We start from the raw sequence: 16,195 nt of genomic DNA on the forward strand, positions 1-16,195 counted from the left end.
ATATTTTTAATCCTCAGAACAGGCAGATTATCAGTCTCCAGTGGCTTTTTGCTGATTTCTTTTTGAGCTAAACAATAACATATTGTTACTTATTCAATAGTTTGGTTCTTGCTGCTTTGTAATTAGAAGTTTTTGAGTAGATTTACGTGTAAATTATTTAATCATGAAAAAAATATTGTTTCTTCTGTTCGTTGTAATTGGGCTTGGATCACAATCAAAAGCACAAAATTATATCAATCCATTACCTAATCTAAAACTTTATCCGGGTACTGTAGTTACACTCGACGGAACTGTAATCAATGGATATGTTTATAATAACTACAATGAAAAAAATCAAAAACAGTGTTTGTTTTATAAAGAAAAAGACGGAAGAGGCGAGCATATTTACAAGCCAAATGAATTAATAAGTTATACTATCGAAAATACCGAGTATAGAAGTGTTAATTATGATGGTACGCTTAGATTTGGTAAACCAGGTAGAAACTTTGCTTTTGTGGCACAATCAGGAGCTATCACCACCTATGCCTATTATGGCCCGGAACAACAAATGTTTTGGGCAAAAGGTAACGAAGCACCAGTTATTGGTGCAGATTTAACTTTAGGTTTTAAGAAAAATATGAATAAGCTTATTGGTGATAATACAACGCTTGCCGGCAAGGTAGAGCGCAAAGAAAAAGGTTATGGTATGATGAATGTTATTGATATTATTAATGAATACAATGCCCAGGCACTGACTAAAAACCCTTAACCACCTATTAAATTAACGCCCAAACTCATGAAAAATAAATATCTCGGTTTTTGTATGTTATTGCTGTGTCTGAATATGAACAACAGCTTTGGTCAAAAACTTAAAGAAGAAAAGATTAGTTACAGTTATAACCGGTTACCTTCAGCTACAATTGCAGGTGTAAAGAACTATCAGGTTGTTGCGGAAGCTGCTTATGAAGCAAAAAACAAGCAGCTTTTAGCTGATTATAAAGAACAGAAAAAAGAAGCTATAGATAAATACAACAGAGAACTTGCTGTTTATGCAAATCTGGTGAAAACTGCAAATGAAAGCTATGGCAAGGCTATGGCAGAATACAATAAAAAAACAGTAGGGAAAAAAATCGTCGAACAGTCTTTGCTGGCCTCAGGCAAGCCTCAAAAAGAAATCATTACCAAACCCTATCTTGAAAGTGTTGAACAACCAAAACTGCAATCAGTTTATGATTATAATACCATTTTAAGCACTTATGTGAAACTGGAAGGCTACCAGCCTGATCCATCAAATGCATTAAAAATTGTGGTGTTGTTTTATGGTTTCGATCATACCCAACCAAGGTCTATTGGTGAGGAAATGACCAATGTGAGTAGCGGGAGTGGCAAAACATCAACCTATAAATCGATAGTTTATCATACCGAATTTTCTTATCGTCACCCTATGGCAGTAAAGGTATATGATCCATCGGGGAAAGAAGTCTTAAGTGTAACGCCTCCGGAACTAAATAGTTACAAAATATACAAGTCAGGTAATTCGGATCGCCAGTTGATGTCGAACAATGAATTATTGATCAAACAGAACGAAGAGCGTGTACTACAGGTCAACCTGGCGTTCATTAATAACCTGCTCAATGATAAATATGGTTATTCCAGTGTAAAACGCGATGCAACCTTAAACTACATTAAAAATGGAGATAGTGAGTATCCTGATCTGACAATGGCATTTAATGAGGCTTCTTCAGGTTTATTGATGTTGCAACAGGATGGCCCTTCAGCGGTAGTAAAGCTTAAAAATGCTAACGAAATCTGGAATAAAGCCTTAACTGAATCAGACCTGAGTAATAAAAAAGCCAGGATCAACAAAGAAATCACCATGGCCATCTATTTTAATTTGTTGGAATGCCAGTTCGCAGTTGGCGATGCCCTGGGCGGACAAAATACTTTAGGGAAATTGAATTCGCTGAGTATGACCAACAATGAAAGAAGGTTAAAATTAGATTACGACATTTTATTCGCCGAGCTTAAAAAAAGACAATCAATAAATTAATAATCCCATGAAATATTATTTATACCTGGTTACCTTATTCGTTAGCACAAGTGCTTTTGGACAAGTTAAAGTTGCCATTGGAAAAAACAGCCCTCAGTTTGTTGCCAAAAAACAACCTACTTTTACTTCTTATAGTACTGCTGATAATGATTATTTCATCATCGGCAAAGAAGTAAGTTATCAAAAAATAAACACCCTCATCACAGCGGATAAAACTGGAAATATCATAACCAGTCAGGAGATTAGTGTAAATATGGGTGTTTCTAATAACACTGTTGATGTTGTTGATCTGATGATTTTTGGCAACAGATCATTGATCTTTTTACAGAACAAAAGTAAAGCAGATTTAAAAAATCAATTAGTCGCCAAAGTAGTGGATGTAAATGGTAATATTGCTGCTGAAGCGACTCCTGTCGCAAGCATGGATTTCCTGAAGCTTTCAAATGGTGGAAGATGGTATACCTGCGTTACTCCTGATAAAAAGCATATCGCAGTTATTGGTTTAAGGCCACATGTAAAAGGTGCCGAAGATGTAGTGAATTACTATATTCTGGATGAAAACCTGAAAGAAACCGGCAAGGGTCAATTCAGTTTTGCAGGCTATACAAAAGAGCTTTCTTTTGAAGGTTTTCTAGCTTCAGATAAAGGTGATTTTTACATGACGAGCTATGACTACGACAAGTCATATGTTTATCCTGTAGTTTATAAATTCTCTGTTGGTGGTACGCCAATGATCATTCCGGTAATGATCGCTGATCCAACTTTAAAGAACCTAAGTTATACGTCTGCTTTAAATCCACAAGGCGACCTTATCATTGCCGGGTACACACAGAAGAAAGCCAGTTTTTCGGCAGGTGAAATTGCGAATAACGGTACCTGGTTATTCAACTCTGCGATACCTAATGAAGTTAAAACTTTTAAAGCAGAAACTCCGGTTCAAAATGTTATTGCCAGAAACATTATTCATAATGGTGATACCTTTTACCTGATCGGAGAACAGTATAAAAAAGAAGAAGAAAAAACAACTGGAGCGATTAGTCCGAGCCAGCTTTCGAACCCTAATTACAACTATACACATGGGGATATTAGTGTAACCGCATTCAGTAATGATGGCAGCAAAAAATTTGAGATTCCGATCAGCCGTAAAATGAATTCACAAAACTTCGATCAGGAACTCATGGTTGGTACTGGGGTGATTAATAATAAACTTGCACTCATCTACAATGATAAGTACGATAAATATTTTGAAGATAAGTATCGCGAATTTGGCCATTTAAAAGTTCCGGTAGCGGTTTTGATTACTAACGATGGACTAATGGAAGCACCGGTTCAATTTTCAAAAGAATTGGATATCAAGATTAGTACCTATGTCTTGTTACCACAATATACCGTTTCCAGCAATGGGAAAGTAACCGTGCTTTCGGCAAATAGTCAAGCCGTTAAAACAGTAACATTTTCTAAATAAAAAATCTCCTTATACTCCGTAAGCTATCTTTTTGTTGGCTTACGGAGTATAAAACCGCTCTTAAAATACCCAGTTCCGATCTTTAGCAGAAATGAGGACTTTGTGTTATTCGTGTTTTAATATCAATAAAAGTTCCTTTTTAAAAGATTTACCGATTGGAATAAATGTCTGATTGGAGAGCACGAGCATTTCTTGTGATACACGACGAATATGTGATCTGTTCACAATATAAGATCGGTGGGCTTGCAGGAACAGGGCCTGATCAAGCTTGTCAAGCATGGCCTTTAAGGTGTGGTATATCGTATATACCTGTGCCGCTGTGGTAATCCTGATGTAATCCTTCATCCCTTCAATATATAGGATTTCATCCTGTCTGAGGTTGATTATGCCATAATCATCTTTAATGGCTATGGTTTGATGGATGACCTTATGATGTAATAATCCTGTTTTATCAATTGCTTTTTGAAAGCGTTCAAAAGAAAATGGTTTGAGTAGATAGTCTACTGCATGGAGTTCAAAGCCTTCATAGGCGTATTGCTTATAGGCTGTCGTAAAAATGGTTGCTGGTGGTTGTTGAAGGGCCGCAAGGAAACTCAGACCATTAACCAGAGGCATTTCAATATCTAGAAATAGCAAATTGACGGTGGTTTTTCCCAGAAATTCAAAGGCTTCTACTGCATTTCTGAACTTTGCCGTAAGGACCAGATCAGGGACCTGTGAAATGTAATGCTCCAATACCTGGTGTGCAAAAGGTTCATCGTCAAGGATAATGCAGGATATCATAAAGCAATAGTTAGTTTCGAGGAATAAGATAGTTCATTTTCTGTCAATAGCAGTTCATACCTACCGGGATAATAAAGCTCCAGTCTTTTTTTGATGTTGACCAGTCCAATCCCACCAGGAAGTTTTTTTGTAGGAAAGGGCATGCTGGAAAGTTTATCATTTTTTATCATGAATTCGAGCTTGTGATCCCTGATCATAAACTCAGCATGTACCGAGCTGTTATTTTCTACCTTATGCTTTCCATGTTTGAAGCTGTTTTCAATGAGTGGTAATAGTAGCATGGGAGGTATTTCTATATCCTGTGTAAATTCGTGAATCAGTAGGTTAACCGAAGCATCAGGGTACTTTTTTTGTTCCAGTTCAAAATATCCTTTCATGAATTCCAGCTCTCCCCTGGTGGAAACCATTGGCTTGTCGCAATCATATAGGATATACTGCATCATGTTGGAAAGCAACAGGATAAATCTTGGGGTTTCTTTTGAACCTATGAGGCTCATTCCGTAAAGACTGTTGAGGGTGTTAAAAAGAAAGTGGGGTTGGAGCTGGTTCTTGAGCATCGTAAGCTGTAACTCCAGGTGATCCTTTTCGATTTGATATCGTTCGCGTTCATTCTGATAGGAGAAACGCGAAAAGGCAATGCTCAGAAATGCAATGAAATCAGTCATGATCATGTTCCAGTCCATGAAGAATCCCGCAGACTCCCTTCTGAAAAAAGCGCCAACAGGGGTGTTTTCTGTAAACTGCAGAAATATTCGGGAGACCGCAATGTTATTGTAAGTGGTGATAAACAGGAAAGTCACTAAAGTCAGCAGGAAAAGAACAATGTACCGTCTGAGGTAAAGTAATTTTGGAACCGCCCAGCGGTAATAGGGAATCAGATATAAGGTGGAGACAATAGCATAGAGACCTATTTCCGGGTAGGGGAAATACCCATTCTTTACCGGAGGAAGATTGGCATGCTCCATTAAATAGGAATACTTATAGAAACCGACGTAAAAAAGCCAGATCATGGCTTCGAAGATCAGCGGGAAATTGAAAACGTTCTTTTTTTGCACGGAACTAAAATCGTTTAAAAATTTGAATTAATCCATGCTTCCCCGACGAAAGCTACTTTTTTCACGACAAATGGAAGGACATTGACTTTGGTCTGGCGAAAGATTCAGGTGGCCGAATAAAAGAGGTGTAACGCAGGATTTTCAGGTTCATTTGTACAGAAACTAAAATTAGAAAAAATGAAAAACCTTTATTCTTTACTCCTTTCTCTGCTGATCGTGTTTTGTCACATTGCTACAAATGCCCAGGAAACTATTAATGGTGGCTTTGAATTGTCCGATAACAAGGGGATGCCCAGAAATTGGGTTTCTGATGATGGAAACGGGAAGTTTGCAATAGGCATCAGTAAGCATGTATTCCGTGCGGGTACGCAGTCACTTCAGTTAGATGGATCGAAGAGCGGAGCGGATAAGAAAAAGGTAGGTGTTGCCGGAAGTAGATACGGGGCAACCTCTTCAACAATCGTCAGGAGCATTCAGGTTACTGGATGGATAAAAACTAATGAAGTGATTGATTCAACGGTTTCACTTTTTATACAAGGTGTGAATGGGGCAAAAACCGTATATGCGTATGATCAGGGGTTAATTAATAATGGCTGGCGGAAATTGAGCCTGACTTATAATCCTTCGGCAGAGGAGACCTGGGTTGGATTCTATTATGGCATTGAAACTAAGTCTAACGGTATAGTTTGGCTTGATGATTTAAGCCTGGTGGTGGATGGGGTAGAAATTATCGATCCAAAAAGCCTGTACGAGGAACCCGATGCAAAAAGCTTAAAATGGTTAGCGGCAAACCTCTCTGAGCTCAGGTCCTTTGATGCCAGCTCATCATTCAAAGATTTATTGCCTATCGGGACTGCCATAAAAAAAGCAAGGATAGTGGGACTTGGTGAGCCAACACACGGGACAAGTGAGGCAGGGAGATTTAAGATACGCCTGATGGAATATCTGATTAAAGAAAAAGGATTTACGACCATTGCATTGGAAGAGGCAATATCAACCTGCGATCAAATGAATCGCCTGCTCAATTTACCTTTAGCAGCTCTAAAGGATAGCCTTTTAAGTATGCCATTTTACAAGCTTTGGAAAACTGAAGAGCTATTGGGGCTTTTCACCTGGATACACAACTATAACTTATCAAACCAGGTTAAGGTTCGTTTTATAGGCATAGATAGCGAAGATTTTGGACTGAAAAATTCACGTAAAATGTTGAGAGATTATGGCAGGTTGCATAGTGGAGAAATCCTTGCGCAGACAGCCATCCTTGATAAATCCCTGGAAGATTTACTAAAGCTAAGCAGGAACGGCATGGAGGATCCAACAACACTTGAAGCTGGAAATAGGTTAAAGCAACACATCAGCTCCCTGGATTCCCTTATCCTGGAGGAAGGGAAAAAGACAGGTAATCAGGGACATACCTTTCAGCTAAGAAGCTATGCCAGGGTTTGTCGCCAGTGGCTGGAAACCAGGTTCTTTCGTGGAAACCGAGATGAATATATGGCGGATAATATGAGTATTTTTCTTGAGTCTCATCCTGAGGATAAGGTTTTACTTTGGGCACATAACGCCCATATTGCCAATGGAACCCTTGATGGGCAAAAAATAATGGGTGCTTTTTTGAAGGAAAGATTTTCTATAGACTATTTTCCGATATCCATCACCAGCGCAGGGGGGACCTATATGGCAGCAGAGAATTATGCGCAGAAAAAATGGCTGTCCTATTCCATTGAACCAGCCTATAGAGGTACTTATGAATATATTCTAGCCAAAGTTAAACCTGATAATTATTTCCTGAATCTGCTAAATGTTAAGCAAAGCTCCGGTTCTTCCTGGCTGGATACGTCAATGAGGCAGCTTGATATGGGGTATGTTTTTGAAAATGAAGATGATTACAAATATTTTGGAACCCTAAAAAAGGCCTTCGATGGGCTTGTGTTCCTTCGTCAAACCTCTGCCAGCAAGTCTCTTTTGAAATAAGTCAGGTTTTGAAAAGATCTATCCTACAGGTAGGGTCTGACCTTTTTTCCCTTGTCCGGTTTCTTTCAGAAATATGCTTAAGATGATCGCTAATATGATCCCTGAGATCCAGAAAAGACCAGTAGATTTAAAATGTGCATTCTTGTCGATGTCTAATGATACTGCTTTTCCAAATAGTTTAGAGAAGATTGGACTTAGTAAGGTAGTTACGCCAAAGGTGATAAAATTGATGGCTCCGGTAGCGCTTCCTTTTACTTCATCGGGATTAGATTCTTTAATAACCGAATAGGGGATCATTGCAGCACCAGATGCGACACCAAATATGAAATTGGTTACATAGGTTGAGCAAAACTCAGGAAAGAAAAGTATTTGCAGGATGGCCAAAATCATCACTGATGCCCCGCCGATTAGAACAGGCTTACGTTTGCCGATTCTATCCGTAAGGTAACCGAGTAATGGACATCCAAACACCCATCCCATTGGAATCATTGCACTGGCTATGGTAGCCTCATGAAAGCTAAAAGCCTTGTCTTGCTGGAAAATTGCGACACCCCAGGTCATTGCAAAAATAGTTGTCGGCGCAAAAAGAAATCCCGATATAATTCCGCATAACCACGATTGCGGATTTGAAAATACGACTTTGTATGGATTCAAAAGGCTGACCGATGTGTGTTTTTTAGCTGATTTCGGTGTTTCATTATTTGAATTGGGAATGATGAAAAGCAAAACAAATGCAACAGCAATCGTTAGCAGGCCGATGGCAATCCAGAAGACCTTCGGGGCCAGTCCGCCTGCTATCCATGGGCCAACGATAAACTGACCAGCCGAGCCGCCGAGCATGCCAATGCATTGAGTGAAACCTATTGCGGTGGCCAGCGATTTTGCCGAAAATCCTTTCGAGGCAAGATAAACACAGCCTGGAAAAGCGAATGCACATCCAGCGCCTTGAAGCAATCGTCCGGTTGTACCTGCGTAATGATTGGATATGATGAAAAGTAGACAGCCCAGCCCAAGAATAAGTACTCCCGCAAATAAAGAATATTTTGCACCAAATTTATCCAGTGCAAGCCCGGCTGCAAGGCTGATGGTGGAGTAAGTGATGTAATAGGTTCCAATAATAGAGACCACACCGATGGAGTTTACCTGGAAGGTCTCTGATAGCTGTGGAATCATGACTGCTGGTGCAGAGCGAATTACATAGTCGAGAAAATAAAACAATAAGCCAAAAAACCAGGCGGTAATATAAATTTTTCTGGTTGAATCTTTTAGGGGTTGTAAGGACGGATTCATGTTCGTATTCTTTTAAAACTAAAGGTACCACCTAATTTAATAAAACCAGATATTTCCTTTCCTAAAGATATTCGCTTTTAGGATTGGCTTATTGGAGGATTAAGCTATGAATTCTGCTGTCTTCTTTTAGTCAAAGCGGGTATAATTTGACTAATTATTCTCTATTTAGTTGTGAAATTCAAAACCATAAAAAAAACATACAGCTCTTTGCATGAGAATCCTATCAAGTTTATAATTAGTCAATATTGTATGTTTTTGTAAAAAATATAATACAATCAGCTAATAATTAATTAATATTGGCGTATAAACTAAACCTATTATCCATTCATCAATGACCTCCTACCAGGACCTTTCAGATAGCGATCTGGCAGAACGACTCCATTTGGGAGATCACCGGGCTTTTGCGGAGATCTATGAACGTTTTTTTGGGTTATTGTACAAGCATGCATTCAACCGTTTTCGTGACCAGGAACAGGCAAAAGATGTCGTTCATGAGTTGTTTGAAGACTTATGGTTAAAAAGAGAGGTCATGACTATCGACAGAAACCTTTCCAATTACCTCTATACTGCTACCAGAAATAAAATATTAAAAATCATTGCCCATCAAAATGTGGTGACCGCTTATGCTGCAAAACAAGTGGTCACGATCCTGCCTGGGGAAGGACTTACAGATCACAGAGTGAGGGAGCGTCAGCTGGCCGAACTCATCGAGAAAGAAGTCCAGTCTTTGCCACCAAAAATGAAAGTGGCATTCGAACTCAGCAGAAAACATAATTATACCTATAAAGAAATCGCTGAAAAGATGGACATCACTGAGCAATCTGTGCGCAGTCATGTGAAAAATGCACTTAAAATTTTGAGAGTTAAATTCGGTTTACTGATCTATTTAGTGATAGTTTTTTCCTATTCCCATTTTTTTGATAAATAATCAAAAAAAAATTACCCCCATCCCCCCTGTATTAAAGGTCTATAGTTTAGGAAGCTCAGAAAAGGCTTTTTAGAACTTATGCAAAAAAAAGCTGATCTGAATGATTTACTTCACAAATACCATAACGGCACCTGTAATGCGGAAGAATTGGCATTGCTGGAAACCTGGTATGCACAGGATATTCCATCAGATCATGAAATCGCTGAAGAAGAACTGGTCAAAGCGAGGACTCAGGTCTGGCAGAATCTAAAAACCAGTTTAAATTTCAACAGGGATACCTTCCGTTTGTGGACAAGAATTTCCACTGCGGCTATTTTATTCATCAGCTTCTCCGTTGGCATCCTCCTTTATTTTAAACAGGATGCCGGGAAAACCAAAAATGATACAGCAACTAAGTTCGCGAAAAACGATATTCCTCCTGGTGGAAATAAAGCTTATTTAACCCTGGCAGATGGCAAAAAGATTACTTTAACAGACGCCGGAATAGGGACTTTAGCCGAAGAATCGGGCATAGAAATCAGCAAAAATTCGGAAGGGCATATCATTTATAAAATAGCTGACCAGGAAGGGAATTCCAAAGGCGCTTTAACGGCAATGAATAGCATTGAAACCCCGAAAGGTGGACAGTATCAGGTCTTCTTGCCGGATGGTACAAAAGTCTGGTTAAATGCAGCATCAAGGCTTACTTATCCGGTGTCCTTTATAAACAGGGACAGGACGGTGGAATTAGCAGGGGAGGCTTATTTTGAAGTAGCTAAAGATACAGCGCATCCTTTCAAAGTAAAGAGCTCCGGACAAGAAGTAGAAGTTTTAGGAACACATTTTAATGTCAATGCTTATAAAGATGAGCCCGGGATACGGACAAGTCTGATGGAAGGAATGGTGAAAGTTTCTTCAGGATCCGGGTCAGCAAACGGAATACTGCTTAAACCAGGGCAGCAAAGTACCGTTACCGGAAAGGATATTCAGGTAGTAAACGTAAATATGGATGATGTGCTGGACTGGAAAAACGGAAACTTTGTCTTTAATGATGAAGACCTCCAAAGTATATTACGAAAAGTAGCCAGATGGTATGACGTAGAAATTGTGTACGAAGTTAATCCTTCAGAGGTTTCTCTGCTCGGCGTAGTTTCCCGCAGTAAAAATGTCTCCGCGATATTGGATGCGATTGAACAAACAGAACAAGTTCATTTTAGGATCGAAGGAAGGAGGATCATTGTGATGAAATAATGCTACTTAACATCATAGGGATCCCACAAAAAAGCCGTTGTGCTACCAACACAAACGGCTCCGATAATTAATTATCTTTTTGTTCGGGACAACCCATCTTATTGCGAAAAACAACTCAATCAATTAAACCCAAACAATCAAATATATGATTATTTACCATCTTTTTAGGGGTAAGCCGTCGGCGTATATACCTATTCAATTCATAAGAATTATGAAGCTGATTATCATTTTAATGTCTATAGGGATACTTCATGTAAGTGCCAGTGGATATGCTCAGCGCATTACCTTGTCTGAGAAAAACGCCTCTCTCGAAAAAATTATTAATAAAATAAGAACACAATCCGGTTATGACTTTCTGGGTAATACCAAACTGATCCGTACTGCAAAGCCTATTGACATCAATGTGAAAGGCTCTACGCTGGAAGAAGTGCTTCGCATTTGTTTTGCCAATCAGGATCTGACCTATGCTGTGAATAACAATATCGTGGTGATCAGAAAGAAAGCTGAAACTGAACCAGCAGCTGCCATTGTCGCAATTGATGTGCATGGCCGCGTAGTGGATGAAAAAGGACTTCCTTTGGGAGGTGCTTCTGTGAAACTTAAATCCGGTGCTAAAGGCGCAGGTACTGATGCTACAGGAAGTTTTGTGCTTAAAAATGTAGACAGAGGAGCCATTTTGGTAGTTTCTTACCTGGGTTATGTTTCAAAAGAAGTGAAAGCAATTGAAAATCTTGGCGATATTAAACTGGATGAAGATGCAAAAGCATTGAATGATGTAGTCATCAATGTAGCTTATGGAACTTCAAAGAAATCTGCTTTTACAGGCGCTGTTGCCAGTATAAATGCGGGAGATCTGGCCGAAAGACCGGTAACCAATGTGTTGACCGCATTAGCAGGAGCTGCACCGGGTATCCAGGTAAATGCCGGAACAGGACAGCCAGGTGCTGGCCCTTCCATCCGTTTGCGTGGTTTTGGATCCATCAATGCTTCTAATGATCCATTATATGTAGTGGACGGTATCCAGTATGATGGAAACATCGGAAGTATTAATCCGGAAGATATCGAAAGTATCAGTGTCCTGAAAGATGCTGCATCATCGGCCCTTTATGGTTCCAGTGCTGCAAATGGTGTGATCCTGATCACCACTAAAAAAGGTAGAGCAAATAAAGAACAGCTGACTTTCAGAGCATTGCAGGGAATGACCTCCAGAGGTATTCCTGAATATGAAACCGTAGATGCTTATCAGTATTATCCTTTAGCATGGCAGGCTTACAGAAACAGTTTAGTGTACCCGACAACCGGAACAGGATTGCCTCTTGCTACGGCCAATACCATGGCTACAAATGATATCAAAGCGTTGTTGTCGAATAACCCTTTTAACGTTCCTGATAAGACAATTGTAGGCACAGATGGTTTATTAAACCCAAATGCACAATTGAAATATCCAGGAGATCTGGATTGGTTAGATGGTTTGCAGAGAAATGGAATAAGATCAGATTACAGCATGGCTGTGAGTGGTGGTTCTGAGAAATCTGATTACTATGTTTCCCTGGGTTACCTGAATGAGAAAGGATATATTATCCGTTCTGATTATAACAGAATCAGTGGTAGAATCAATGTGAACTCTAAGCCATTAACCTGGTTTAAAACAGGATTGAACATTTCCGGTAATATCATCAAGTCTAATCAGGCTGATGCAGAGACTTCCGGCAGTATTGTAAACCCTTTTAACTTCTCCAGAAGTATCGGACCAATTTACCCGGTGTATGCGCATGATCCTACAACAGGAGACTTTATTTTAGATGCTAAAGGTCAGAAGATTTATGATACCGGTGGTTTACAAGCTACCTTAGGTATTCCTAACAGACCTTCAGGAGCACTCCCGGGTCGTCATATTCTACAGGAAACTTTGCTGAATACTACACAAATCAAAAGAAATGTATTGGGTGCAAGGACTTATGGAGAAATCACCTTTCTGAAAGATTTTAAGTTCACGACTAACCTTGGGGTAGATGTAAACAATTATTTCTTCAATGATTACCAGAATAAAATTGTGGGTGATGGTGCGCCGAATGGCAGAGCAAGAAATACTTCCAGCACCACGACTTCTTATACGATTGAGCAGTTATTGAACTATACTAAAAAAATTGATAACCATAATTTTGGTGTCTTATTGGGTCATAACAACTATAGTTATAGCTACAAGTATTTAACAGGGGCAAGAAACGGTCAGATTCTGGATGGTAACACCGAACTGATTAATTTTGCCACTACCACAGACCTGAGTTCTTTTACTGATACTTATAAAAAAGAGGCCTTTTTTGCCAGATTGAATTACGATTATGATTCGAAATATATTTTATCAGGTTCCTTTAGAACGGATGGTTCTTCTAAATGGCTTCCTGGAAATAGATGGGGTAATTTTTATGCCATCGGCGGCGCCTGGCTTGCCAGTCAGGAAGACTTCCTGAAAGATGTAAGTTGGTTGTCTTATTTAAAAGTAAGGTCTTCTTACGGTTCATTAGGTAATGACGGATTGGATTCTTTATATCCATCAGGAAACTTCTATAGATTGGGTTATAATAATGGTGCTGAACCAGGTATCCTACTGGCTAACGTTGCAGATCCTGGCTTGACCTGGGAAACCAACACACAGGTTGATGCAGCGGTTGAATTTGGCTTTTTCGGAAACAGATTACGCGGTTCATTTGAAGTGTTCGACAGACGTTCTACAGATTTATTGTTTAGAGTGCCCCTGGCGCTGTCTAGCGGTATCGGTATCGGAAATGGAGCAACATACGACAGTACTATTTCCCAGAATATCGGAAAGATGAGCAATAAAGGTATTGAGATTCAACTTGGTGGAGATCTGGTGAAAACTCAGGATTTTAACTGGGCACTGAATGTAAACTGGACGATGATCCGTAATAAGATCAACAAAATGCCAGACAATGTGCCAACATTTATTGATGGTACAAAACAATTGGCTGAAGGTGTTTCCCGTTATCAATTCTGGTTACGTCAATGGGCGGGTGTAGATCCAGGTGATGGTTCTAGTTTATACCTGATCAATCCTTTAAGTCCTCTTGCTCCAGCGGATCTTAGAACGGTTAACGGTCAGGATTATACGACCAATACCAATAACGCATTATTTGCTTATTCAGGAACTTCATTGCCCGATTTTGATGGTAGTTTCACCAATACCTTCCGTTATAAAAGATGGTCACTTTCCGTACAAATGAACTATGGTGTAGGTGGAAAATCATTCGACGCTAACTATCAGGGACTGATGTCTTACAGTTCTTACGGAGGTTCCTTACATGTGGATGCTATGAAAAGCTGGCAACAAGTTGGAGATAATTCTAGTACCCCAAGATTGGATGTTGGTAGATCTGCATTAAGTAATGCGACTTCAACACGCTTCCTGATCGATGCTTCTTACCTGGATCTGCGTTCAGTAAACTTAAGTTATGCAGTGCCACCAACATTTATTAAACGTGTTGGATTAAGCAATCTTAATGTATTTGCTTCTGGTGAGAACCTTGTTCTTTGGTCTAAACGTAAAGGATTTGACCCAAGACAGAACTTTAACGGTACAAACTCTAATGTTTACACGCCGTCGAGAGTACTGAGTTTAGGATTAAGTGCAACATTTTAAAATAAGACAAATATGAAAAATCTACACAAACTATATTTACCATTGGGCGTGCTCATTTTGTCCTTTGGCTCCTGTAAAAAAGAATATTTAGATGTTCAACCAACAAACCTGGTTGATACCAAAGCGGTTTTTATCACCACTGCAAATGCGATGTCTGCCCTAAACGGGATCCACAGATCACTGTATATTCAATATTCCAGACAGGAAGAAGGTGGACAGGGTTCGGTGAATCTGAATGTTGATTATATGGGGAACGACCTGGTTAATTCAGTCAGCACAACTGCCCATAACGTTTATAAATGGGTGTCGCATAAAAATGCAACCAATGGTACTAATAACTACTTCTATACCTTCTATTACAGGATCATAGAGAATGCCAATATGATCATTGATGGTATCGATGCAGCTGATGGAACAGAGGCAACTAAAAAACTGATCAAAGGTGAAGCTTTAGCTTATCGTGCCTGGGCACATTTTGTGCTGGTACAGACTTTTGGAAAACGTTATGACAAAGGAGCTGCCAATACGCAAGCAGGAATACCAATCAAAATCAGTTCTATTCTAGATGCCGGTTTACCGAGATCCTCTGTAGAAGAGGTATACAAGCAGATTAATGCAGATCTTGATGCTTCAATTTTACTATTGACCGGCGCAACAGCAAGAACTGCCAAATCACACCTGGATCTTAGTGTGGCTAAAGGCTTGAAAGCCAGAGTGGCCTTAACGCAAGGTTTATGGGCGGTTGCTGCTCAAAATGCAGCAGAAGCCAGACCGGGATATACCTTAATGAGCAATGCTGATTACCTGAAAGGCTTTAACAGCCTGAGCAATTCGGAGTGGATGTGGGGTAGCGCACAACAAGAAGATCAGACTACTTTTTTCTATTCTTTCTTTGCTTACATGGGAACTTATGCTTCCACTGCAAACAGAAGTAATCCGAAACGTATCAATTCGGCATTATATACTAAAATTGCCGCAACAGATGTACGTAAAGGCCTTTGGGATCCAACAGGAACAAATACAGCTTTCCCGATCCCTGCTCAAGGAATCAGATCTACTTATATGCAACGTAAATTTACCAATGCCGGAACTACAAGTATCGGAGATGTGGTGAATATGAGGGTAGCAGAAATGTACCTGATCGAAGCGGAAGCAAAAGCGCATTTAGCAGTAGAAGGCAATGCCGGAGAAAATATCAATGCACAAAATGCTTTGTTTACTTTGGCTAAAAACCGTGATGCTTCTTATGTATTGTCTACAAATACAGGTGCTGCGCTATTGAATGAAATCCTTATTCAAAGAAGAGTGGAGCTTTGGGGAGAAGGATTTGGTTTCTTCGACCTGAAACGTCTGAATTTACCAGTAGACAGAACCGGTGGAAATGCAACACTCGCAATTAGTGGTGTGTTAACCGTTCCTGCTGGTGGAAATGAATGGCAATGGTCTATTCCTCAGGCAGAAATCGATGCCAATAAAGCAATCGGTCCTGCCGGACAAAATCCATAGTTAACCCTATATTTTTTAAAAAAGGCTGCCCTCTGCAAAGAGAAGGCAGCCTTTTTTATGTCGCCATGTTTTCGGGATATTGTGCTGATGAGTTCGGGAGGTCTGTGTTGTTATGCTGTAGTTGATGCTTTTCTGCCGCGTGATTGTAAGTGCATCTGGCCCCGTCAAGGCCCCGCCAACCAAGGGCCAACACCCCGTTAAGGCCAGGGAAGATAAGACCGCAATACGAAGACAATTTAGCAAGAGGCTGAAGGGATTTTGTCCTCGTATTCTAGCC

The 16,195-nt window shown here is 39.8% G+C and carries 11 protein-coding genes; 8 read left to right on the forward strand and 3 right to left on the reverse strand.

The annotated features are described in order from the left end of the window. Positions 1 to 163 precede the first annotated feature (163 nt). From OQX61_RS09960 to OQX61_RS09970, 3 genes are read left to right on the forward strand one after another with little or no spacing between them, the layout of a single operon-like run. A complete protein-coding gene (locus tag OQX61_RS09960) occupies positions 164 to 748 on the forward strand; it encodes a hypothetical protein (protein WP_265841505.1) in 585 nt (194 codons plus the stop codon). A 27-nt stretch (positions 749 to 775) separates the two neighbouring features. Then, positions 776 to 2,029 carry a hypothetical protein gene (locus OQX61_RS09965; protein WP_265841506.1) on the forward strand — a complete coding sequence of 418 codons (1,254 nt, stop codon included), beginning with the start codon at positions 776 to 778 and terminating at the stop codon, positions 2,027 to 2,029. 7 nt (positions 2,030 to 2,036) lie between these two features. Next, positions 2,037 to 3,494, forward strand: a complete 1,458-nt coding sequence (locus OQX61_RS09970) for a hypothetical protein (RefSeq protein WP_265841507.1) — start codon at positions 2,037 to 2,039, stop codon at positions 3,492 to 3,494. A 105-nt stretch (positions 3,495 to 3,599) separates the two neighbouring features. Here the strand turns inward: OQX61_RS09970 and OQX61_RS09975 are convergent, their stop codons facing one another. Both OQX61_RS09975 and OQX61_RS09980 read right to left on the reverse strand, forming a co-directional pair. Then, on the reverse strand, positions 3,600 to 4,277 hold the full coding sequence (locus OQX61_RS09975; protein ID WP_265841508.1) for a LytTR family DNA-binding domain-containing protein: 678 nt from the start codon (positions 4,275 to 4,277) through the stop codon (positions 3,600 to 3,602). Further along, complete coding sequence (locus OQX61_RS09980) at positions 4,274 to 5,332, reverse strand: sensor histidine kinase (RefSeq protein ID WP_265841509.1); 1,059 nt, start codon at positions 5,330 to 5,332, stop codon at positions 4,274 to 4,276. The genes OQX61_RS09975 and OQX61_RS09980 overlap by 4 nt, the downstream gene beginning before the upstream one ends. A 177-nt stretch (positions 5,333 to 5,509) precedes the next feature. Between OQX61_RS09980 and OQX61_RS09985 the strand changes: the two genes are divergently transcribed. Continuing rightward, on the forward strand, positions 5,510 to 7,306 hold the full coding sequence (locus tag OQX61_RS09985) for an erythromycin esterase family protein (RefSeq protein WP_265841510.1): 1,797 nt from the start codon (positions 5,510 to 5,512) through the stop codon (positions 7,304 to 7,306). An 18-nt stretch (positions 7,307 to 7,324) separates the two neighbouring features. On the opposite strand, the gene OQX61_RS09990 is transcribed toward OQX61_RS09985, so the two are convergent. After that, positions 7,325 to 8,596, reverse strand: a complete 1,272-nt coding sequence (locus tag OQX61_RS09990) for an MFS transporter (protein ID WP_265841511.1) — start codon at positions 8,594 to 8,596, stop codon at positions 7,325 to 7,327. A gap of 331 nt (positions 8,597 to 8,927) precedes the next feature. Here OQX61_RS09990 and OQX61_RS09995 point away from each other — a divergent pair, with 331 nt between their 5' ends. The 4 genes from OQX61_RS09995 (at position 8,928) to OQX61_RS10010 (ending at position 15,918) form a co-directional block, all read left to right on the forward strand. Then, entirely contained in the window at positions 8,928 to 9,524 is a 597-nt protein-coding gene (locus OQX61_RS09995) for a sigma-70 family RNA polymerase sigma factor (protein WP_265841513.1), read from the forward strand. Positions 9,525 to 9,602: 78 nt separating this feature from the next. Next, the gene (locus OQX61_RS10000) at positions 9,603 to 10,754 is read left to right on the forward strand and encodes a FecR domain-containing protein (protein ID WP_265841514.1); all 1,152 of its coding nucleotides are present in this window, start codon (positions 9,603 to 9,605) and stop codon (positions 10,752 to 10,754) included. A 211-nt stretch (positions 10,755 to 10,965) separates the two neighbouring features. Beyond that, positions 10,966 to 14,412 (forward strand): TonB-dependent receptor, encoded by a 3,447-nt coding sequence (locus tag OQX61_RS10005; RefSeq protein ID WP_265841515.1) that lies wholly within the window; start codon positions 10,966 to 10,968, stop codon positions 14,410 to 14,412. Positions 14,413 to 14,424: 12 nt separating this feature from the next. Next, the gene (locus tag OQX61_RS10010; protein WP_265841516.1) at positions 14,425 to 15,918 is read left to right on the forward strand and encodes a RagB/SusD family nutrient uptake outer membrane protein; all 1,494 of its coding nucleotides are present in this window, start codon (positions 14,425 to 14,427) and stop codon (positions 15,916 to 15,918) included. The last annotated feature ends 277 nt before the right edge of the window (positions 15,919 to 16,195 follow it).

Source organism: Pedobacter sp. PLR (assembly GCF_026239675.1).
GTDB lineage: Bacteria > Bacteroidota > Bacteroidia > Sphingobacteriales > Sphingobacteriaceae > Pedobacter.

Coding starts and splice junctions, on each gene's coding strand:
- OQX61_RS09960 (WP_265841505.1), top strand. CDS start 164: ATGAAAAAAATATTGTTTCTTCTGTTCGTTGTAATTGGGCTTGGATCA.
- OQX61_RS09965 (WP_265841506.1), top strand. CDS start 776: ATGAAAAATAAATATCTCGGTTTTTGTATGTTATTGCTGTGTCTGAAT.
- OQX61_RS09970 (WP_265841507.1), top strand. CDS start 2,037: ATGAAATATTATTTATACCTGGTTACCTTATTCGTTAGCACAAGTGCT.
- OQX61_RS09975 (WP_265841508.1), bottom strand. CDS start 4,277: ATGATATCCTGCATTATCCTTGACGATGAACCTTTTGCACACCAGGTA.
- OQX61_RS09985 (WP_265841510.1), top strand. CDS start 5,510: ATGAAAAACCTTTATTCTTTACTCCTTTCTCTGCTGATCGTGTTTTGT.
- OQX61_RS09990 (WP_265841511.1), bottom strand. CDS start 8,596: ATGAATCCGTCCTTACAACCCCTAAAAGATTCAACCAGAAAAATTTAT.
- OQX61_RS09995 (WP_265841513.1), top strand. CDS start 8,928: ATGACCTCCTACCAGGACCTTTCAGATAGCGATCTGGCAGAACGACTC.
- OQX61_RS10000 (WP_265841514.1), top strand. CDS start 9,603: ATGCAAAAAAAAGCTGATCTGAATGATTTACTTCACAAATACCATAAC.
- OQX61_RS10005 (WP_265841515.1), top strand. CDS start 10,966: ATGAAGCTGATTATCATTTTAATGTCTATAGGGATACTTCATGTAAGT.
- OQX61_RS10010 (WP_265841516.1), top strand. CDS start 14,425: ATGAAAAATCTACACAAACTATATTTACCATTGGGCGTGCTCATTTTG.